Below are 19179 nucleotides of genomic sequence, written 5' to 3'. Positions count from 1 at the left end.
CTGGAGTTTCTTCAACAACTTCTGGAGTTTGCACTTCATCAACAGGAGTTTCCACTATTTCCTCTACTACTGGTGCAGATTCTTCTACGATTGGAGCAACTTCTTGTACAACTGGGGCTAGAGTAGCAACAGGTGTGGTCGTTTTTTTAGCACGACGCGTTCTTCCTTTTTTCTCTTCTTTTTTACCTCCGTTATATAGTTCGTTGAAGTCAACTAATTCAATCATTGCCATATCAGCATTATCTCCCAAACGGTTCCCCATTTTAATAATACGAGTATAGCCTCCTGGACGATCGCCAACTTTTGCAGCTACATCTCTGAACAAATCGGTTACTGCATATTTGCTACGTAAGTAAGCAAAACAGATACGACGATTGTGAGTTGTGTCGTCTTTTGATTTTGTAATAAGCGGCTCAACGAATTGTTTGAGTGCTTTGGCTTTAGCAACAGTAGTATTAATACGTTTGTGCTCTATAAGAGAACATGCCATATTAGCCAACATAGATTTTCTATGTCCTGTTTGTCTGCTTAAGTGATTTACTTTTTTTCCGTGTCTCATTGCTATTCTAAATTTAAACCTTACGGGTTTAGATTATTCTTTATCTAATTTATATTTACCTAAATCCATTCCGAACGTTAAATTCTTGTTGGCAACCAATTCGTCTAACTCTGTTAGTGATTTTTTACCGAAGTTACGGAACTTCATAAGGTCATTTTTGTTGAAAGATACAAGATCTCCAAGCGTATCAACTTCTGCTGCTTTCAAACAATTCAAGGCTCTTACGGATAAATCCATATCAACTAATTTTGTTTTAAGCAATTGTCTCATATGTAATGATTCCTCATCATAAGATTCAGTTTGAGCAATTTCATCAGCTTCAAGGGTAATTCTCTCATCAGAGAATAACATAAAGTGGTGAATTAAAACTTTTGCGGCTTCGGTTAAAGCATCTTTTGGATTGATTGAACCATCAGTTTTGATTTCGAAAACTAATTTTTCATAATCTGTTTTTTGCTCCACACGGAAGTTTTCAATAGCATACTTCACATTTTTTACAGGAGTAAAAATAGAATCCGTAAATATTGTTCCGATGGCGGAGTTTTGTTTTTTGTTCTCTTCTGCAGGAACATAACCACGACCTTTCTCGATAGTTAATTCCATATTAAGATTTACTTTGCTATCAAGGTTACAAATAACCAATTCTGGATTCAACACCTGGAAACCAGATATGAATTTTTGAAAATCGCCAGCTGTAATTTGATCTTTTCCTGAAATTGAAATAGAAACTGTTTCATTATCTACATCTTCAATCTGACGTTTGAAACGTACTTGTTTTAGATTTAGAATAATTTCTGTAACATCTTCTACAACTCCTGAAATTGTTGAAAACTCATGCTCAACACCATCAATTCTGATAGAGGTGATTGCATAACCTTCTAACGCTGAAAGTAAAACTCTTCTAAGTGCATTACCAACTGTCAATCCGTATCCTGGTTCTAAAGGTCTGAATTCAAACTTGCCTTCAAAATCGGTTGAATCGATCATGATAACTTTATCGGGTTTCTGAAAATTAAATATTGCCATAATTTAGACTAATGTCAATTATTATTTGTTGTACAATTCGACGATTAACTGCTCTTTAATATTTTCCGGGATTTGAAGTCTTTGCGGAACAGAAACAAAAGTTCCTTCCATAGTGTCATTATTCCAAGTAATCCATTCATATACATGAGATGAATTAGCTAATGAACTACCTATTGCTTCAACAGATTTAGATTTTTCGCGAACGGCTACTTTATCACCTGGTTTCAAGTGGTAAGATGGAATGTTAACCAATTCTCCGTTAACAGTAACGTGACGGTGAGAAACGATTTGGCGTGCTGCTCTTCTTGAAGGAGCAATTCCCATTCTGAAAACTACGTTATCTAATCTAGCTTCGCATAATTGTAAAAGGATTTCACCAGTTACACCTTTAGAAGCTGCTGCTTTTTCGAATAAATTCCTGAATTGTTTTTCTAAAATTCCATAAGAATATTTAGCTTTTTGCTTTTCCATCAATTGGACAGCGTACTCAGATTTCTTACCTCTTTTTTTAGCCATCCCGTGTTGTCCAGGAGGATAATTTCTTTTTTCGAAGGCTTTGTCTTCTCCGAATATCGCTTCTCCGAATTTACGGGCGATTCTTGTACTTGGACCAGTATATCTTGCCATTTTAAATTTTTTTAAGATAGAGATTATGAATTCAGGTCGAATCCTTCGATAATCTTAATTCTATCTTGGTTATACTATAATTATACTCTACGTCTTTTAGGAGGACGACATCCGTTGTGTGGCATTGGAGTAACGTCAATGATTTCTGTTACTTCAATTCCTGAATTGTGTATCGACCTGATAGCAGACTCACGCCCGTTACCTGGTCCTTTAACATACACTTTTACTTTTTTAAGTCCAGCTTCTAATGCTACTTTACCACAATCTTCTGCTGCCATTTGAGCTGCGTACGGAGTGTTCTTTTTAGAACCTCTGAAGCCCATTTTACCTGCTGATGACCACGAAATAACTTCACCTTTTTTATTGGTTAACGAAATGATGATGTTGTTAAAAGTTGCATTAATATGCGCTTCGCCTGTTGATTCAACGATAACTTTACGTTTTTTTATAGTCGCTTTAGCCATATTACTTAATTATTTAGTTGCCTTTTTCTTGTTAGCAACAGTTTTTCTTTTACCTTTTCTTGTTCTAGAGTTGTTTTTAGTTCTTTGTCCTCTTAAAGGAAGACCAGATCTATGACGGATACCTCTATAACATCCAATATCCATTAAACGTTTGATGTGCAATGAAACTTCTGACCGAAGTTCACCTTCAATTTTGTAATACGATACGGCATCACGAATTGCTCCGATTTCGTCATCGTTCCAATCTTGAACTTTTGTATCTTGGCTAACTTGAGCTTTTTCTAAAACCTCAATAGCTCTACTTTTTCCTACTCCGAAAATATAGGTTAAAGCGATAACTCCTCTCTTGTTTTTTGGGATGTCTACCCCTGCTATTCTTGCCATAATTATCCTTGTCTTTGTTTAAATCTAGGATTTTTTTTATTGATTACATATAATACGCCGTTTCTTCGTACAATCTTGCACTCGGCACTTCTCTTTTTAACTGATGTTCTTACTTTCATTGTAAATTTTATTTTGACTTTTGTCTTTTGGCTATAAGTTTAAATGCTTATTGCTTTCTGCTTACTGCTTTTTAATATCTATAAGTAATTCTTGCTTTTGACAAATCATAAGGACTCATTTCTAGTTTTACTTTGTCACCAGGTAACAATTTGATATAATGCATTCGCATTTTACCAGAAATATGAGCAATTACAATATGTCCGTTTTCTAATTCTACACGAAACATTGCATTTGATAATGCTTCGATAATTGATCCGTCTTGTTCTATTGCTGATTGTTTTGCCATAAAAATTAAGCTACCGCTTTTCTATTTTTACCACTTTTCATCAATCCATCATAGTGTTTATTCAATAAATAAGAATTTATTTGCTGAATAGTATCGATGGCCACACCAACCATGATGATTAATGAGGTACCTCCATAAAACATTGCCCAAGATTGTTGCACACCAAGACCTACAATAATTGCTGGGAACACAGCTATCAAAGCAAGAAATAATGAACCAGGGAATGTTATTAAAGACATGATTCTATCTAAAAAATCTGCTGTGTCAATTCCTGGTTTTACACCTGGTATGAATCCACCGCTTCTTTTTAAATCATCAGCCATTTTATTTGTTGGAACTGTAATTGCTGTGTAAAAGAATGTGAAAATAACTATTAAAGATGCAAACACTAAACAATACCAAAACCCAAACATGTTACTAAAAGTTCCTGCAATAGATTGAGAAGTTTCGGATTTAGAAAGTCCTGCAACTGCGGCTGGAATAAACATAATTGCTTGAGCAAAAATGATAGGCATTACCCCTGCAGAATTAAGTTTCAATGGAATCCATTGTCTGTTTCCTCCCATCATGTCTTGTTCGAAATCACCTGTTGTAGTACGACGTGCATATTGTACAGGAATCTTTCTAACAGCCATAACTAATAATACACAAGCTATAATTACTAATAACCACACAATAATTTCAATTACTAGCAACATTGGTCCACCATTATTATTGGTAACTTTGGAAGTAAATTCTTGAAATAAAGCTTGTGGTAATCTTGCTAGAATTCCGACCATAATTAATAACGAAATACCATTACCAATACCTTTATCTGTAATTTTTTCACCTAACCACATGGCAAAAATAGTACCTGTTGTTAAAATTAAAACAGAAGAAAACAAAAACGAGAAAGAATCAAATCCTAAAAGAAAAGCGCTATTGGGCAGAGTTCTGTATAAATTATAAATGTAACCTGGACCTTGTACTAGCGTGATCGCAATGGTTAACCATCTCGTAATTTGATTTAATTTCTTTCTTCCACTCTCACCATCTTTTTGTAATTTTTGTAGATAAGGTATTGCAATACCCATTAACTGAACAACAATTGAAGCAGATATATATGGCATAATTCCCAAAGCAAAGACAGACGCTTTCGAAAAAGCACCACCAGTAAACATATCTAGTATTGAACCAATACCTTTATTTGTTTGGCCAGCCAAGCTGTGCAACTGTGTGGCGTCAATACCGGGTAGCGTAACATGCGCACCAAATCTGTAAACTAATAACAGTCCAAGGGTAACCAAAATTCTATTTTTTAGCTCCTCTATTTTCCAAATATTACTAAATGATTCAAAAAAGTTCTTCATTGATATAGCAATTATAGGGTTACAGCTTCTCCACCCGCAGCCTCAATTGCCGCTTTTGCAGTAGCCGTAAATTTGTGGGCTGTTATTTTTAATTTTGATTTCAATTGTCCTCTACCAAGAATTTTAACCAGTTCATTTTTTGTAGCCAATCTATATTCAACAAATACTGAAAAATCTACAGTATCTGTTACAATACCGTTATCAACTAATAATTGAAGATTGTCAAGATTAATGCCTTGATATTCTTTACGATTGATGTTTGTAAAACCAAACTTAGGCACACGTCTTTGAAGAGGCATTTGACCACCTTCAAAACCAATTTTTTTAGAATAACCAGAACGAGACTTGGCTCCTTTGTGACCTCTTGCTGAAGTACCACCTTTACCAGATCCTTCTCCTCTACCTAATCTTTTATTTTGATTGTGTGTAGAACCTTCAGCAGGTTGTAAGTTACTTAAATTCATAACTATGATTTATTTTTTAACTTCCTCTACGGAAACTAGATGTTTAACTTTATTTATCATTCCAAGGATTGCAGGATTTGAATCATGCTCCACAGTTTGTCCCATTTTACGTAGACCCAAAGCCTCTAATCCTCTTTTTTGTGTAAGTGGACAATTGATTTTGCTTCTAACTTGTTTTACTAATAATTTAGCCATAATTTCCTTGAATTAACCTTTAAAAACTTTTTCTAAAGAAATACCTCTTTGTTTTGCAACAGTAACAGCACTTCTCATTTGTAGTAAAGCATCAAAAGTTGCTTTTACCACATTATGAGGGTTTGATGAACCTTGTGATTTTGATAATACATCATGAATACCAACTGATTCAAGAACCGAACGAACAGCTCCACCAGCAATAACTCCTGTACCATGAGATGCTGGCATCAAAAATACTGCAGCTCCACCAAATTTTCCTTTTTGTTCGTGAGGAACTGATTGTCCGCTCAAAGGTATTCTAACAAGATTTTTCTTTGCGTCTTCTACTGCTTTTGCAATTGCTTCAGAAACGTCTTTAGATTTACCTAATCCGTGACCAACTACTCCATTTTCATCACCTACAACAACAATCGCAGAAAAACCAAATGCTCTTCCTCCTTTTGTTACTTTGGTAACACGATTTACACTTACCAGACGATCTTTCAATTCAAGACCACTAGGTTTTACTAATTCTACATTTTTGTATTTAGACATAATATATTAGAATTTAAGCCCAGCCGCTCTTGCGCCTTCTGCTAATGATTTAATACGACCGTGATATAAATAACCTCCTCTATCAAAAGTAACTTCTGTAATTCCAGCTTTTAACGCTTTTTCAGCTACTAGTTTTCCAACTGCTGTTGCTACTTCAGTGCTAGTACCTTTAGTATCTACTCCTTTATCTTTTGATGATGCAGCCAATAAAGTAATTCCATTCACATCATCAATTAGTTGTGTATAGATTTCTTTATTACTTCTAAATACAGATAATCTTGGTCTTGAAGCGGTTCCGCTTACAATCTTTCTGATTCTGTATTGTATCCTTTGTCTTCTTTCAGATTTTGTTAATGACATAATGCTAATTTTTTAAGCTGATTTACCTGCTTTTCTTCTTAATACTTCACCAACAAACTTAACACCTTTTCCTTTGTAAGGCTCTGGTTTACGGAAACCTCTGATTTTAGCAGCAATTTGACCTATTAATTGTTTGTCGAAAGATGTTAACTTAACAATTGGATTTTTACCTTTTTCTGAAATAGTTTCTAATTTAACTTCTGAAGCTAATTCTAAAACTATGTTATGAGAAAATCCTAATGCTAAATCTAATTTTTGTCCTTGATTTGAAGCTCTATAACCTACTCCAACCAATTCTAACTCTTTAGTAAAACCTTCAGATACTCCTGTAACCATATTATTGATTAATGACCTGTATAATCCGTGTTTTGCTCTGTGATCTTTACTATCAGACGGTCTTTCAACTATGATTTGACCTTCTTCAACTTTTACTGCTACGTCAGCGTAGTCTTGCGTAAGTTGACCTAATTTTCCTTTTACAGTAACTGTAGTTTCGTTTACTTCAACAGTTACACCTGCAGGAATTGAAATTGGATTTTTACCTATTCTTGACATTGATTAACAGATTTAATTAGTATACGTAGCAAAGTACTTCTCCACCAACGTTTAATTGTTTGGCTTGCTTTCCGGTCATTAGACCTTTAGAAGTCGAAACAATAGCAACACCCAGTCCGTTAAGAATTCTTGGGATTTTTGAAGAACCAGCATATTTACGTAAACCTGGTTTGCTAATTCTTTGGATATCTTTGATTACAGACTCTTTAGTATCTTTATCATACTTCAAAGCTATTTTAATAGTTCCTTGAACAGAACTATCATCAAATTTGTAACTTAAGATATATCCTTGATCGAATAAAATTTTTGTGATTTCTTTTTTTAAATTAGATGCTGGAATTGCAACCACTTTGTGGTTTGCCATCACTGCATTTCTAACTCTCGTAAGATAATCTGCAATTGGATCTGTATACATTTGTATAAATTTGCGGTTATGGTTTTCAACTAGTACTCACTAAATGAACCTTTAACCAATTGATAATTTGTTTTTGATTACCAAGAAGCTTTTCTTACTCCTGGAATTAATCCTTGGTTTGCCATTTCACGGAAAGTTACACGTGAAAGACCAAATTGACGCATATAACCTCTTGGTCTCCCAGTTAGTTTACAACGATTATGCATACGTACTGGTGAAGCATTTTTTGGTAATTTTTGCAAGCCTTCATAATCTTTAGCTTGTAATAAAGCTTTTCTTTTTTCAGCGTACTTTGCTACCGTTTTTTCTCTTTTAACCTCACGGGCTTTCATTGATTCTTTAGCCATAACTTAATTCTTTTTAAAAGGTAATCCTAATTCAGCCAATAACGACTTTGCTTCTTTATCAGTGCTTGCCGTTGTTACGAAAGTTATATCCATACCTGATATTTTGTTTACTTTATCAATATCAATTTCTGGGAAAATGATTTGTTCTGTAACACCAAGGTTGTAATTACCTCGTCCATCAAAACCCGTAGCTTTGATACCACTAAAATCTCTAACACGTGGCAAAGACGAAGTAATAAGTCTGTCTAAAAACTCATACATTCTTTCTCCTCTTAATGTAACTTTAGCTCCAATTGGCATACCTTTTCTCAATTTGAATGAAGCAACGTCTTTCTTTGAAATTGTAGATACAGCCTTTTGTCCAGTAATCTTTGTTAACTCATCAACTGCATAGTCAACCAGCTTTTTATCAGATACTGCAGCTCCAACTCCACGGCTCAAAATGATTTTTTCCAATTTTGGAACTTCCATTACGTTTTTATAACCGAATTCTTCTTTAAGAGCAGCAATTACTCTGTCTTTATATTCTTGCTTAAGTCTAGGTGTATATTCCATAACTATGCTTTATTAACTTTTTTAGAATCTTTTTTCACTGAACCTTTAGTTGAATCAGCACCGCTTACCAAAGAAAGGTTTGAGATGTGTATAGGAGCTTCCATCTTAACGATTCCGCCTTGTGGGTTTTTAGCACTTGGTTTTGTATGTTTCGATACCATGTTCACGCCTTCAACGATCGCTTTATTTTTCTCTCTGTATACACGTGTAATTTTACCTGTTAAACCTTTATGGTCACCAGCTATCACTTTTACAGTATCTCCAGATTTTACTTTTAACTTTATCATCTTACTATGAATTAAAGCACCTCAGGCGCTAATGATACAATTTTCATGAATTGTTTTTCACGAAGTTCTCTTGCAACTGGACCAAAAACACGAGTTCCTCTCATTTCTCCTGCAGCATTCAAAAGAACACATGCATTATCATCGAAACGGATATAAGAACCATCGGCTCTTCTCACTTCTTTTTTAGTACGTACTACAACTGCAGTTGAAACAGCACCTTTTTTAACGTTACCGTTCGGCGTTGCATCTTTGATTGAAACTACAATTTTATCTCCAACAGAGGCATAACGACGTTTCGTTCCTCCTAATACACGAATAGTCAAAACTTCTTTTGCTCCTGTGTTATCTGCGACTTTTAGTCTTGATTCTTGTTGTACCATAATTATTTAGCTCTTTCAATGATTTCAACCAATCTCCAACATTTAGTTTTTGATAAAGGTCTTGTTTCCATGATTTTTACTGTATCACCAATGTTACAGTCATTTGTTTCGTCGTGTGCATGAAACTTTTTAGTTTTCAATACGAACTTACCATATAATGGGTGTTTTACTCTAGTTACCTGTGCAACAACAATAGACTTGTCCATTTTGTTTGATGTAACTACACCAATTCTTTCTTTTCTTAAATTTCTTTTATCTTCCATTTTAGCAGAATACAATTATTGTAACTCTCTTTTAGTTAGCTCTGTTACCACTCTGGCAACCGCTCTTCTAGCACTTCTGATTTGAAGTGGATTAGTAATCGGTGAAATAGCATGTGCGGACTTTAAATCCATATAAGCTCTTCTCAATTCAGTAAGTTTAACTTGTAACTCAGCTGCGGATAGATTTATAATTTCTGATTGTTTCATAATTAATTTTTGATTATGCTTCGAAATCTCTAGCAACTACAAATTTAGTTTTTACAGGAAGTTTTTGTGCAGCAAGACGTAAGGCCTCTTTTGCGATAGATAGTGGAACTCCACCAACTTCAAACATAATTTTTCCTGGTTTTACAACAGCAGCCCAATATTCGACTGCACCTTTTCCTTTACCCATACGTACTTCAAGAGGTTTCTTTGTGATGGGTTTATCTGGAAATATATTTATCCATAATTGTCCTTCTCTCTTCATGTAACGAGTTGCGGCAATACGTGCAGCTTCTATTTGACGTGAAGTTAAAAACATACCATCTTCATGTACAGATTTGATTCCAAACATTCCACTTGAAAGTAAATGTCCTCTTTGAGAAACACCTTTCATTCTACCTTTTTGTACCTTACGGTATTTTGTTCTTTTAGGCTGTAACATTTTTTTTAATTTAAAAAATTACTTTCTTTTACGGTCACCCGCTGGTTTTCTATCCTTATTAAAAGGTTTTCTGTCTCCTCCTCTTGGAGAATCTCCCCCTTTACCACCACCTTGACCTGCTTGTTTTTTGTCCATGCCTACCAGTGGAGAAAGATCTCTTTTTCCATAAACCTCACCTTTCATGATCCATACTTTGATACCCATCCTACCATAAGTAGTATGTGCTTCAGCCAAAGCATAATCAATATCAGCTCTGAAAGTTGATAGAGGAATCCTTCCTTCTTTGAATTGTTCTGAACGTGCCATTTCAGCTCCATTCAAACGACCAGAAATTAATACTTTAATACCTTCAGCATTCATTCGCATTGCAGCCGCAATTGCCATCTTAATAGCTCTTCTGTAAGAAATTCTACTTTCGATTTGACGTGCAATACTAGTTCCAACTAAATATGCATCTAACTCAGGTCTTTTAATTTCAAAGATGTTTATTTGAACCTCTTTGTCTGTAACTTTCTTAAGTTCTTCTTTTAACTTGTCTACCTCTTGACCACCCTTCCCGATAATAATCCCAGGTCTTGCAGTAGTGATAGTAACGGTTACAAGTTTCAAAGTTCTCTCGATGATTACTTTTGATACACTAGCTTTTGATAAACGAGCGTGGATATACTTTCTGATTTTAAAATCTTCGGCAATTTTATCACCGTAATCATTACCACCATACCAGTTTGAATCCCATCCTCTGATGATACCAAGTCTGTTTCCTATTGGATTTGTCTTTTGTCCCATCTTACTTAATTTGCTTGTGTGTTATCATTAGCTCCTAACACGATTGTCACGTGGTTTGAACGCTTTCTAATTCTGTGTGCTCTTCCTTGTGGCGCTGGACGAAGTCTTTTCAACATCATTCCACCATCTACAGTGATGGTTTTTATAAATAAGCCTGCTTCTGAAACATTTCCGTCAGCATTTTTCTGCTCCCAATTGTTGATGGCAGATAATACTAATTTCTCTAATTTTCTTGAAGCTTCTTTTGAGCTAAATCTTAATATATTTAAGGCTCTTTCCACTTTCTGACCTCTTACCAAGTCCGCTACTAAGCGCATTTTTCTAGGTGAAGTAGGGCAGTTATTCAATTTCGCGAAAGCTATAGACTTATTAGCCTCTTTTCTCGCATCTGCTGTTTCTCTTTTACGAACTCCCATTGCTTCTTATTTTTTACCTTTATTTTTTGCTCCAGCGTGACCTCTAAAAGATCTTGTTGGTGAAAACTCTCCTAATTTGTGTCCTACCATGTTTTCGGTTACGTAAACTGGTACAAACTGACGACCATTGTGTACTGCGATAGTTTGTCCAACAAAATCCGGAGTAATCATCGAAGCTCTAGACCAAGTCTTTACTACTCCTTTGTTACCACCTGAGATGTTTTCCTGAACTTTTTTATCTAATTTGTAATGAACAAAAGGTCCTTTTTTTAATGAACGTGCCATATCTTATTATTTCTTTCTACGTTCTACAATATACTTATTACTAGGGTTAACTTTAGAACGAGTTCTATAACCTTTAGCTGGTAGTCCTTTTCTAGAACGTGGATGACCTCCAGATGAACGTCCCTCACCACCACCCATTGGATGATCGACAGGGTTCATGGCTACTGGTCTTGTTCTTGGTCTTCTTCCTAACCATCTTGTTCTACCTGCTTTACCAGATACAATCAACTGATGGTCAGAATTAGAAACTGCTCCAATGGTAGCCGAACAAGTCAACAAGATTAATCTTGTTTCACCTGATGGCATTTTTATTGTAGCGTATTTCCCGTCTCTTGCCATTAATTGAGCAAATGTTCCAGCAGAACGAGCGATAGTAGCTCCTTGTCCTGGACGCAATTCGATGCAAGAAATAACTGTTCCTAGAGGAATTTTGCTCAACGGCAGTGTATTACCTATTTCAGGAGCCGAATCTTCTCCAGACAATACTGTCTGTCCAACTTGCAATCCGTTTTGTGCTACAATATATGTTTTCTCGCCATCTACATACCACAATAATGCGATAAAAGCAGTTCTGTTTGGATCATATTCAATTGATTTAACCGTAGCTGGAATTCCAACTTTAGTTCTTTTAAAATCAATCAAACGATACCTTTGTTTGTGACCACCGCCTGTATAACGCATGGTCATTTTTCCTTGACTATTTCTACCGCCTGAGTTTTTTATCGGTGCGATTAATGAACGCTCCGGCTTATCAGTCGTGATGGCGTCAAAACCATTCACAACTCTAAAACGCTGACCCGGGGTAATAGGTTTTAATTTTCTAACTGACATTTTCTATTAGATATTATTGTAAAAATCTATTGTTTCTCCTTCTTTAACTTGAACAATTGCTTTTTTGTAAGCACTTGTTTTTCCGCTAATTAAACCACTTTTAGTAAATTTTGTAGTTCTATCGGCTCTGTAGTTCATCGTGTTGACGGTTACAACTGAAATTCCGTAAGTAGCCTCAACAGCCTTCTTAATTTGAACTTTATTTGCTTTTTTGTCAACAACAAAACCAAAACGATTGAAAATTTCTCCTTCTTTCGTGATTTTTTCTGTGATGATAGGCTTGATAATGATACTCATGGTCTATTTATTTGCTTAAATTTTCTTCAATTCCTTCTAAAGAACCTTCTAAAAGAACTAAATTATTTGCATTTAAAATATCGTAAGTGCTTAATTCTGAATTAATTACTACGCTAGATGCTTTTAAATTGCGTGACGACAAATATACATTTTTATTTGAATCTCCCAACACAAATAAAGATTTTTTGTTTTCTAGTCCTAAAGCTTTCAAAACATTGATGAAATTTTTAGTATTTGGAGTTTCAAAATTAAAATCTTCAACAACTAATAAATTTGATTCTTTTACTTTTAAAGAAAAAGCTGATTTACGAGCTAATCTTTTTACCGTTTTATTCAGTTTGAAAGAATAGCTTCTTGGTCTTGGACCGAAAACTGTTCCTCCTCCTTTGAACAATGGACTCTTTTTAGATCCTGCACGAGCAGTACCAGTACCTTTTTGCTTTTTAATCTTGCGAGTACTCCCTGCAACTTCAGCTCTTTCTTTAGCTTTGTGCGTTCCTTGTCTTTGATTTGCTAAATATTGCTTAACATCAAGATATACTGCGTGATTATTTGGCTCAATGCCAAATACTGAATCGGAAAGTTGTACTTTTCTTCCAGTATCTTTTCCGTTGATATCGATAACTTTTACTTCCATTACTTCTGAATGATTACATAAGAGTTTTTACATCCAGGAATGCATCCTTTAATGACAAGTAAGTTCTTTTCAGCCACTACTTTTAAAACTCTAAGATTTTGAACTTTTACATTATCTCCTCCCATTCTTCCAGCCATACGCATTCCTTTGAATACACGTGATGGATATGAAGATGCTCCTACAGAACCCGGTGCTCTCAATCGGTTATGTTGACCATGGGTAGCTTGTCCGACACCACCAAAACCGTGACGTTTTACAACTCCCTGAAAACCTTTACCTTTTGACACTCCTTGTACATCAACGAACTCTCCTTCGCTGAATACTGCCACGGTGATGTTATCACCTAATTTGTAATTTTCTTCAAATCCTTGGAATTCAACGACTTTTTTCTTGGCAGTAGTACCGGCTTTTTTAAAGTGACCTAAATCAGCTTTAGTTGCTTGTTTTTCTGCTTTGTCATCGAAACCAAGTTGAAGAGCTGAATACCCGTCAACCTCATTGGTTCTGACTTGGGTAACGACACAAGGGCCAGCTTCGATTACTGTACAAGGAATATTCTTCCCATTTTCATCGAAAATACTTGTCATGCCGATTTTCTTTCCAATTAACCCAGACATATTAAACTATTTAAATTATTACTTGTTTACTTTTTTAATCTATATTGTGTATAGAATATTAAATACGAAAACGAATCTTGATACTTAATACTTTGTATTATACTTATACTTTAATTTCTACTTCTACTCCGCTTGGTAATTCAAGTTTCATTAAGGCATCGATAGTTTTCGAAGAAGAACTATAGATGTCTAACAATCTTTTGTATGAACTTACCTGGAACTGCTCTCTCGCTTTTTTGTTAACGTGTGGAGAACGTAGCACAGTAAATATTTTTTTGTGTGTTGGTAACGGAATTGGACCCGTTACAACAGCACCTGTACTTTTTACAGTTTTTACAATCTTTTCAGCAGATTTATCTACCAACATGTGATCGTAAGATTTTAATTTTATTCTAATTTTTTGACTCATCTTGATAAGAATTAAGCGTTACCTTTAGCTTTTTTGATTACTTCTTCTGAAATATTAGAAGGCGTTTGTTCGTAGTGTGAGAATTCCATTGTAGATGTTGCTCTTCCTGAAGACAATGTTCTTAATGTAGTTACATAACCAAACATTTCGGATAAAGGCACATCAGCCTTAATAGTTTTCGCACCATTTCTGTCACCCATGTCATTAACCTGACCTCTACGACGGTTGATATCACCTACGATATCTCCCATGTTTTCTTCTGGGGTAATAACTTCCATTTTCATGATAGGCTCAAGAATTACAGCTCCTGCTGCTTTTGCAACTTCTCTGTAACCCATTCTTGCTGCTAACTCAAAAGACAGCGCATCAGAATCCACCGGGTGGAAAGATCCGTCTAATAAAGTTACTTTTAAACTATCAACCTGATATCCAGCTAATGGACCTGTTTTCATAGCTTCTCTGAAACCTTTTCAACAGAAGGAATATATTCTTTAGGAACGTTACCACCTTTTACAGCATTGACAAACTGTAACCCAACAGGTGTTTTACCATCTACCTGATCAGCAGGTGCAAGAATAAATACGATATCACCAAATTTACCGCGACCACCAGATTGTTTCTTGTATGTTTCTCTGTGTTGCGCAGATTTTGTGAAAGCTTCTTTGTATTCAACTTGAGGTTCACCTTGATTCACTTCAACTTTGAATTCACGTTTCATACGATCTACAAGAATATCTAAGTGTAACTCACCCATTCCTGAAATAATCGTTTGACCTGAAGCTTCGTCAGTTCTTACTGTAAATGTTGGATCTTCTTCAGCTAATTTTGCCAAAGCCATACCCATTTTATCAACGTCAGCTTTAGTTTTTGGCTCGATAGCTATACCAATTACTGGCGCAGGGAATTTCATTGACTCAAGAACAATTGGATGTTTTTCATCACACATAGTATCACCAGTCTTGATATCTTTAAATCCAACTGCTGCTCCAATATCACCTGCTTCGATATAATCGATTGGATTTTGTTTATTAGCGTGCATTTGGTAAATACGAGAAATTCTTTCTTTGTTTCCTGAACGAGTGTTCAAGATGTAGGAACCTGCATCTAAACGACCTGAATACGCACGGAAGAAAGCCAAACGACCAACATATGGGTCAGTAGCAATTTTAAATGCCAAAGCTGCGAACGGCTCTTTTACATCAGGACGGCGTAATATTTTGGTTTGATCTTCTTCTAATAAATCAGCATCATCTGGGTCAATACCCCAAATGCCTTCTTTATCTAAAGGAGATGGTAAATATTTACATACAGCATCCAACATAAATTGAACACCTTTGTTTTTAAATGAAGATCCAGCAATCATAGGAATGATAGCCATATCCATAGTAGCAGCTCTTAGGGCTGTGTTAATTTCTTCTTCTGTAATTGAGTTTTCATCTTCCATGAATTTCTCCAAAAGATTTTCATCATAATCTGCAACTGCTTCTATAAGAATAGATCTATACTCTTTTACTTCAGCAAGCATATCTTCTGGAATAGGGACGATATCAAAAGTAGCCCCTAGTGTTTCATCATGCCATACGATAGCTTGGTTTTTTACTAAATCTACAACTCCTTTAAAATCGTTTTCTTCACCAATTGGCAAAGTAATAGCAACAGCGTTAGATTTTAACATATCTCTAACTTGTTGACAAACCATTAAGAAGTTAGAACCTTGACGATCCATTTTATTAACGAATCCCATACGTGGAACTCTATATTGATCGGCCAATCTCCAGTTAGTTTCTGATTGTGGCTCAACACCATCAACGGCAGAAAATAAGAAAACTAATCCATCCAATACACGTAGTGAACGGTTTACCTCTACGGTAAAGTCAACGTGTCCAGGTGTATCGATAATATTGAAGTGATAATCTTGGGAAGTTGGTAATGGTTTACCTTGTTGTGTTGGAAAACTCCATTCACAAGTTGTTGCAGCTGAAGTTATGGTTATACCTCGTTCTTGCTCTTGCGCCATCCAGTCCATTGTTGCAGCGCCATCGTGCACTTCACCAATTTTGTGTGACTTGCCCGTATAAAATAATATACGCTCCGTTGTTGTTGTTTTACCAGCATCAATGTGGGCAGCAATTCCTATATTCCTTGTTAATTTTAAATCTCTAGCCATTTCTTAAATTTTAAAATCTAAAGTGAGAGAATGCTTTGTTTGCTTCTGCCATTTTGTGAGTATCCATTCTCTTTTTGACAGCAGCACCTTCTTCTTTGGCCGCAGCCAAGATTTCTGAAGCTAACTTACCAGCCATAGATTTTTCGTTTCTTCTTCTCGCATAGAGTATCATCCATTTCATCGCCATAGAAATTTTACGGTCTGGTCTAATTTGCATTGGAATTTGAAATGTAGCTCCTCCTACTCTACGACTACGCACTTCTACGTGAGGCATAACGTTTGTAAGTGCTTCTTTCCATACATCTAATGATGCTTTTTCATCATTATTTTTTTTAGTTTCTACAATTTCCATTGCATCGTAGAATACTTTAAAAGCTGTTGATTTCTTACCATCCCACATTAAGTTGTTTACAAAACGTGTTACTAACTGGTCGTTAAATTTTGGATCTGGTAAAAGTGGTCTTTTTTTTGCCGCTCTTTTTCTCATGTCTTTGTTTTTTGTCCTCGGATGAAAGTCGAAATTCGTAAAGATTTTACTTTATAATATTAAGACTTTATTCTTGTGACTAGTTAAAAATTACTTTTTAGCTTCTTTAGGGCGTTTAGCACCGTATTTAGATCTTCTTTGTGTTCTTCCTGCTACACCTGATGTATCAAGCGCACCACGCACAATGTGGTATCTAACTCCTGGTAAATCTTTTACCCTTCCGCCTCGCACTAATACTATCGAGTGCTCTTGTAGATTGTGTCCTTCACCTGGGATGTATGCATTCACTTCATTTCCATTGGTCAAACGTACACGCGCAACTTTACGCATTGCTGAGTTTGGTTTTTTTGGAGTAGTAGTGTAAACACGCGTACAAACACCTCTTCGTTGAGGACAAGAATCTAAAGCAACCGATTTACTCTTCTTAGTGACTTGAGTTCTTCCTGTTCTTACTAATTGTTGAATTGTTGGCATAATTAAATACTAATTTTTCTTTATTTTTTTAATTCCCGCTTTTTTAGGGGTTGCAAATGTAGTAATTATTTTGAATGAAACAAATCGTATTTAATTAATTTTTTTAGCAATTAAATATTTGTCTTTTAATGTGACAAATAATAGCCAAAAATGTTTTAGTTTTTTGAAAATCGAAATGTTTTGAATATGCTTTTTAAGCAAATTGTTTTTAGAAACTATTTACAGCAATAAAAACAATTTTTTTGCGTTATTTTGATGCAAACAATTTCAAATTTGAGAAAGATTTTTCTACTTTTTTTCTTGTGTATTTTCAGTGGAACTATTTCGGCGCAGCAATTCTATCTCAAAATTATTGGGGAAAATGAAAAAGAAACTAAACAAATAGATAGTTTAAGCTATGTTTCAAACCATCTAAATACCAAATCAATTGTTGACGAAAACAATTTGTTTTATGAAAAACTAACCAAAAAAGGGTATTTTGAAAGTCAGCTAATTGAAAATTTTAAACAAAATGATTCAACATTTTATTTTAAATATAAGCTTGGGAAAAGAACAAATTATGCGCACTTATTTATAGGAGAATCGTTTAAAGAAAATATTGTGGAAAACTACAAGGTTAAAAACGATACTTTGGTATTGCCGTTTGAGGAAGTAGAGGGCTTCTTAAATACCACTTTGAGAAAATTAGAAAGTGATGGTTTTTCGATGGCTAAGGTAAAACTAACCAACCTACAAAAGAAAAAAGATTTTATCACTGCCGACTTACTCATCACAAAAGAAATTAAAAGACAAGTTAACGCAATTGTTATCAACGGCTACGACAAATTTCCGAAAGGACACAAAAAAAATATTCTTCGATTATATCGCAACAAAGTTTTTAATCAAAAAAATTTAGATAAGATTTATAATGATTTTGAAAAATTTCGATTTGTAAAACAGACTAAATATCCTGAAATCTTATTCACCAAAGATTCTACAAAAATTTATGTGTATTTAGAAAAAGCCAAACCCAATACTTTTGACGGCTACATAGGATTTACTAACGATGATAAAAAGAAAATTGTTTTTAGCGGTTATCTGGATTTGGTTCTAAACAATATTTTAAATTCTGGCGAAAAATTTGCCTTATATTGGAAAAGCGATGGTCAAGATCAAAAAACTTTTAATCTTGGCGTTGAGCTACCTTATATATTTAAAACGCCCATTGGTTTAAAAACAGAACTTAACATTTTCAAACAAGATAGTACGTTTCAAAATACAAAAACGGCTGTAGACTTGGGTTATTTTTTTAATTATAATACGCGCTTGTATCTAGGCTACCAATCTACGGAGTCGAGCGATATTAAAAACGTTAACACTGCTACATTAAGCGATTTCAACAATTCTTATGTAACTACGTCATTGGAATTTGTAAATTTTAATCGTGACACAATTGGTAATGAGTTTCTTTTTCCTGAAAAAACAAATTTTAATCTCAAAATAGGAACTGGAAAAAGAGAATCAAAATTGATTTCCGACAATCAGTTTTTTATTAATTTGAATATTAAGCATAATTTTTACCTCAATCAAAAAAATATAATCAACATTAAATCTCAAAATTTCTATCTTCAGAGTGGTCATTTTATCATTAATGAATTACAACGTTTTGGGGGCATCAACTCTATTCGAGGATTTAACGAAAATAGTTTGCAAGGCAATGCTTTCAATTCTATATTAACGGAATATAGATATGTTCTAGCACCTGCTATTTATATTCATTCTATCATTGATTTTGCGAAGTTGCAGGATAAAACTACAAATAACAATCAAAACCTTCTTGGACTGGGATTTGGCTTCGGATTGTTGACAAAAAACGGACTTTTTAATTTAGTTTACGCCAACGGAAGTACTAAAGAACAAGCCATAAAACTATCAAACTCGATCGTTCACATTAGTTTTAAAGCTGTTTTTTAAAAAA

General features: G+C 34.8%; 31 protein-coding genes and 2 pseudogenes. 1 reads left to right on the top strand and 32 read right to left on the bottom strand.

The window, feature by feature from the left end:
• Window positions 1-151 precede the first annotated feature (151 nt).
• From rplQ to rpsL, 32 genes and pseudogenes are all read right to left on the bottom strand, one after another.
• Window positions 152-559, bottom strand: a pseudogene (gene rplQ, locus Q0Q96_RS10285) (50S ribosomal protein L17); the annotation flags it as partial.
• 33 nt (window positions 560-592) lie between these two features.
• On the bottom strand, window positions 593-1585 hold the full coding sequence (locus tag Q0Q96_RS10280) for a DNA-directed RNA polymerase subunit alpha (RefSeq protein WP_293874825.1): 993 nt from the start codon (window positions 1583-1585) through the stop codon (window positions 593-595).
• Window positions 1586-1606: 21 nt separating this feature from the next.
• On the bottom strand, window positions 1607-2212 hold the full coding sequence (gene rpsD / locus Q0Q96_RS10275) for a 30S ribosomal protein S4 (RefSeq protein WP_293874822.1): 606 nt from the start codon (window positions 2210-2212) through the stop codon (window positions 1607-1609).
• An 80-nt stretch (window positions 2213-2292) separates the two neighbouring features.
• Complete coding sequence (rpsK, locus tag Q0Q96_RS10270) at window positions 2293-2676, bottom strand: 30S ribosomal protein S11 (RefSeq protein ID WP_293874819.1); 384 nt, start codon at window positions 2674-2676, stop codon at window positions 2293-2295.
• Between the two features lie 9 nt (window positions 2677-2685).
• Window positions 2686-3060, bottom strand: coding sequence for a 30S ribosomal protein S13 (rpsM, locus tag Q0Q96_RS10265; RefSeq protein WP_293874817.1), 375 nt, complete (start codon window positions 3058-3060; stop codon window positions 2686-2688).
• 2 nt (window positions 3061-3062) lie between these two features.
• On the bottom strand, window positions 3063-3179 hold the full coding sequence (gene rpmJ / locus Q0Q96_RS10260; protein ID WP_293874815.1) for a 50S ribosomal protein L36: 117 nt from the start codon (window positions 3177-3179) through the stop codon (window positions 3063-3065).
• Window positions 3180-3250: 71 nt separating this feature from the next.
• Complete coding sequence (gene infA, locus Q0Q96_RS10255) at window positions 3251-3466, bottom strand: translation initiation factor IF-1 (RefSeq protein WP_007136545.1); 216 nt, start codon at window positions 3464-3466, stop codon at window positions 3251-3253.
• Between the two features lie 5 nt (window positions 3467-3471).
• Window positions 3472-4815, bottom strand: a complete 1344-nt coding sequence (gene secY, locus Q0Q96_RS10250; protein WP_293874728.1) for a preprotein translocase subunit SecY — start codon at window positions 4813-4815, stop codon at window positions 3472-3474.
• Between the two features lie 11 nt (window positions 4816-4826).
• The gene (rplO, locus tag Q0Q96_RS10245) at window positions 4827-5279 is read right to left on the bottom strand and encodes a 50S ribosomal protein L15 (RefSeq protein ID WP_293874726.1); all 453 of its coding nucleotides are present in this window, start codon (window positions 5277-5279) and stop codon (window positions 4827-4829) included.
• A 9-nt stretch (window positions 5280-5288) separates the two neighbouring features.
• The gene (rpmD, locus tag Q0Q96_RS10240) at window positions 5289-5474 is read right to left on the bottom strand and encodes a 50S ribosomal protein L30 (protein ID WP_293874724.1); all 186 of its coding nucleotides are present in this window, start codon (window positions 5472-5474) and stop codon (window positions 5289-5291) included.
• Window positions 5475-5486: 12 nt separating this feature from the next.
• Complete coding sequence (gene rpsE, locus Q0Q96_RS10235; RefSeq protein ID WP_121312864.1) at window positions 5487-6011, bottom strand: 30S ribosomal protein S5; 525 nt, start codon at window positions 6009-6011, stop codon at window positions 5487-5489.
• Between the two features lie 3 nt (window positions 6012-6014).
• Window positions 6015-6368 (bottom strand): 50S ribosomal protein L18, encoded by a 354-nt coding sequence (rplR, locus tag Q0Q96_RS10230; RefSeq protein WP_293874723.1) that lies wholly within the window; start codon window positions 6366-6368, stop codon window positions 6015-6017.
• 12 nt (window positions 6369-6380) lie between these two features.
• Window positions 6381-6923 carry a 50S ribosomal protein L6 gene (gene rplF, locus Q0Q96_RS10225; RefSeq protein WP_293874721.1) on the bottom strand — a complete coding sequence of 181 codons (543 nt, stop codon included), beginning with the start codon at window positions 6921-6923 and terminating at the stop codon, window positions 6381-6383.
• Window positions 6924-6939: 16 nt separating this feature from the next.
• Window positions 6940-7338 carry a 30S ribosomal protein S8 gene (gene rpsH, locus Q0Q96_RS10220; RefSeq protein ID WP_293874719.1) on the bottom strand — a complete coding sequence of 133 codons (399 nt, stop codon included), beginning with the start codon at window positions 7336-7338 and terminating at the stop codon, window positions 6940-6942.
• A gap of 77 nt (window positions 7339-7415) precedes the next feature.
• Window positions 7416-7685: a 30S ribosomal protein S14 gene (gene rpsN / locus Q0Q96_RS10215; RefSeq protein ID WP_293874718.1), complete on the bottom strand. Its 270-nt coding sequence runs from the start codon at window positions 7683-7685 to the stop codon at window positions 7416-7418.
• Between the two features lie 3 nt (window positions 7686-7688).
• Entirely contained in the window at window positions 7689-8240 is a 552-nt protein-coding gene (gene rplE / locus Q0Q96_RS10210; RefSeq protein ID WP_293874717.1) for a 50S ribosomal protein L5, read from the bottom strand.
• Window positions 8241-8242: 2 nt separating this feature from the next.
• Window positions 8243-8527: a 50S ribosomal protein L24 gene (gene rplX / locus Q0Q96_RS10205; RefSeq protein WP_293874715.1), complete on the bottom strand. Its 285-nt coding sequence runs from the start codon at window positions 8525-8527 to the stop codon at window positions 8243-8245.
• 11 nt (window positions 8528-8538) lie between these two features.
• A complete protein-coding gene (gene rplN, locus Q0Q96_RS10200; RefSeq protein ID WP_007803649.1) occupies window positions 8539-8907 on the bottom strand; it encodes a 50S ribosomal protein L14 in 369 nt (122 codons plus the stop codon).
• A gap of 2 nt (window positions 8908-8909) precedes the next feature.
• Entirely contained in the window at window positions 8910-9170 is a 261-nt protein-coding gene (gene rpsQ / locus Q0Q96_RS10195; RefSeq protein ID WP_121312857.1) for a 30S ribosomal protein S17, read from the bottom strand.
• 15 nt (window positions 9171-9185) lie between these two features.
• Complete coding sequence (gene rpmC / locus Q0Q96_RS10190; protein WP_293874533.1) at window positions 9186-9377, bottom strand: 50S ribosomal protein L29; 192 nt, start codon at window positions 9375-9377, stop codon at window positions 9186-9188.
• A 13-nt stretch (window positions 9378-9390) separates the two neighbouring features.
• Window positions 9391-9816: a 50S ribosomal protein L16 gene (rplP, locus tag Q0Q96_RS10185; RefSeq protein ID WP_293874531.1), complete on the bottom strand. Its 426-nt coding sequence runs from the start codon at window positions 9814-9816 to the stop codon at window positions 9391-9393.
• Between the two features lie 18 nt (window positions 9817-9834).
• Window positions 9835-10602, bottom strand: a complete 768-nt coding sequence (gene rpsC, locus Q0Q96_RS10180; RefSeq protein WP_293874528.1) for a 30S ribosomal protein S3 — start codon at window positions 10600-10602, stop codon at window positions 9835-9837.
• A 5-nt stretch (window positions 10603-10607) separates the two neighbouring features.
• Window positions 10608-11018, bottom strand: a complete 411-nt coding sequence (gene rplV, locus Q0Q96_RS10175) for a 50S ribosomal protein L22 (RefSeq protein WP_293874525.1) — start codon at window positions 11016-11018, stop codon at window positions 10608-10610.
• A 6-nt stretch (window positions 11019-11024) separates the two neighbouring features.
• Window positions 11025-11303 (bottom strand): 30S ribosomal protein S19, encoded by a 279-nt coding sequence (gene rpsS / locus Q0Q96_RS10170; RefSeq protein WP_293874522.1) that lies wholly within the window; start codon window positions 11301-11303, stop codon window positions 11025-11027.
• Between the two features lie 6 nt (window positions 11304-11309).
• Window positions 11310-12134: a 50S ribosomal protein L2 gene (rplB, locus tag Q0Q96_RS10165; RefSeq protein ID WP_293874520.1), complete on the bottom strand. Its 825-nt coding sequence runs from the start codon at window positions 12132-12134 to the stop codon at window positions 11310-11312.
• A 6-nt stretch (window positions 12135-12140) separates the two neighbouring features.
• Window positions 12141-12431, bottom strand: coding sequence for a 50S ribosomal protein L23 (rplW, locus tag Q0Q96_RS10160; RefSeq protein ID WP_293874518.1), 291 nt, complete (start codon window positions 12429-12431; stop codon window positions 12141-12143).
• Window positions 12432-12438: 7 nt separating this feature from the next.
• Window positions 12439-13068 carry a 50S ribosomal protein L4 gene (gene rplD / locus Q0Q96_RS10155; protein WP_293874516.1) on the bottom strand — a complete coding sequence of 210 codons (630 nt, stop codon included), beginning with the start codon at window positions 13066-13068 and terminating at the stop codon, window positions 12439-12441.
• The gene (rplC, locus tag Q0Q96_RS10150) at window positions 13068-13685 is read right to left on the bottom strand and encodes a 50S ribosomal protein L3 (RefSeq protein ID WP_293874514.1); all 618 of its coding nucleotides are present in this window, start codon (window positions 13683-13685) and stop codon (window positions 13068-13070) included. Before rplC ends, rplD begins: the two co-directional genes overlap by 1 nt.
• Window positions 13686-13788: 103 nt before the next feature.
• On the bottom strand, window positions 13789-14094 hold the full coding sequence (rpsJ, locus tag Q0Q96_RS10145; RefSeq protein ID WP_136151632.1) for a 30S ribosomal protein S10: 306 nt from the start codon (window positions 14092-14094) through the stop codon (window positions 13789-13791).
• Between the two features lie 11 nt (window positions 14095-14105).
• Window positions 14106-16261, bottom strand: a pseudogene (gene fusA, locus Q0Q96_RS10140) (elongation factor G).
• A gap of 10 nt (window positions 16262-16271) precedes the next feature.
• Complete coding sequence (gene rpsG, locus Q0Q96_RS10135; RefSeq protein ID WP_293874506.1) at window positions 16272-16748, bottom strand: 30S ribosomal protein S7; 477 nt, start codon at window positions 16746-16748, stop codon at window positions 16272-16274.
• 90 nt (window positions 16749-16838) lie between these two features.
• Complete coding sequence (gene rpsL, locus Q0Q96_RS10130; protein WP_293874503.1) at window positions 16839-17222, bottom strand: 30S ribosomal protein S12; 384 nt, start codon at window positions 17220-17222, stop codon at window positions 16839-16841.
• Between the two features lie 273 nt (window positions 17223-17495).
• Here rpsL and Q0Q96_RS10125 point away from each other — a divergent pair, with 273 nt between their 5' ends.
• Window positions 17496-19175: a hypothetical protein gene (locus tag Q0Q96_RS10125; protein ID WP_293874500.1), complete on the top strand. Its 1680-nt coding sequence runs from the start codon at window positions 17496-17498 to the stop codon at window positions 19173-19175.
• Window positions 19176-19179: the final 4 nt, after the last annotated feature.

Source organism: Flavobacterium sp. (assembly GCF_025352015.1).
Classification (GTDB): Bacteria; Bacteroidota; Bacteroidia; order Flavobacteriales; family Flavobacteriaceae; genus Flavobacterium.
This window is presented reverse-complemented; position numbering and strand designations above follow the sequence as displayed.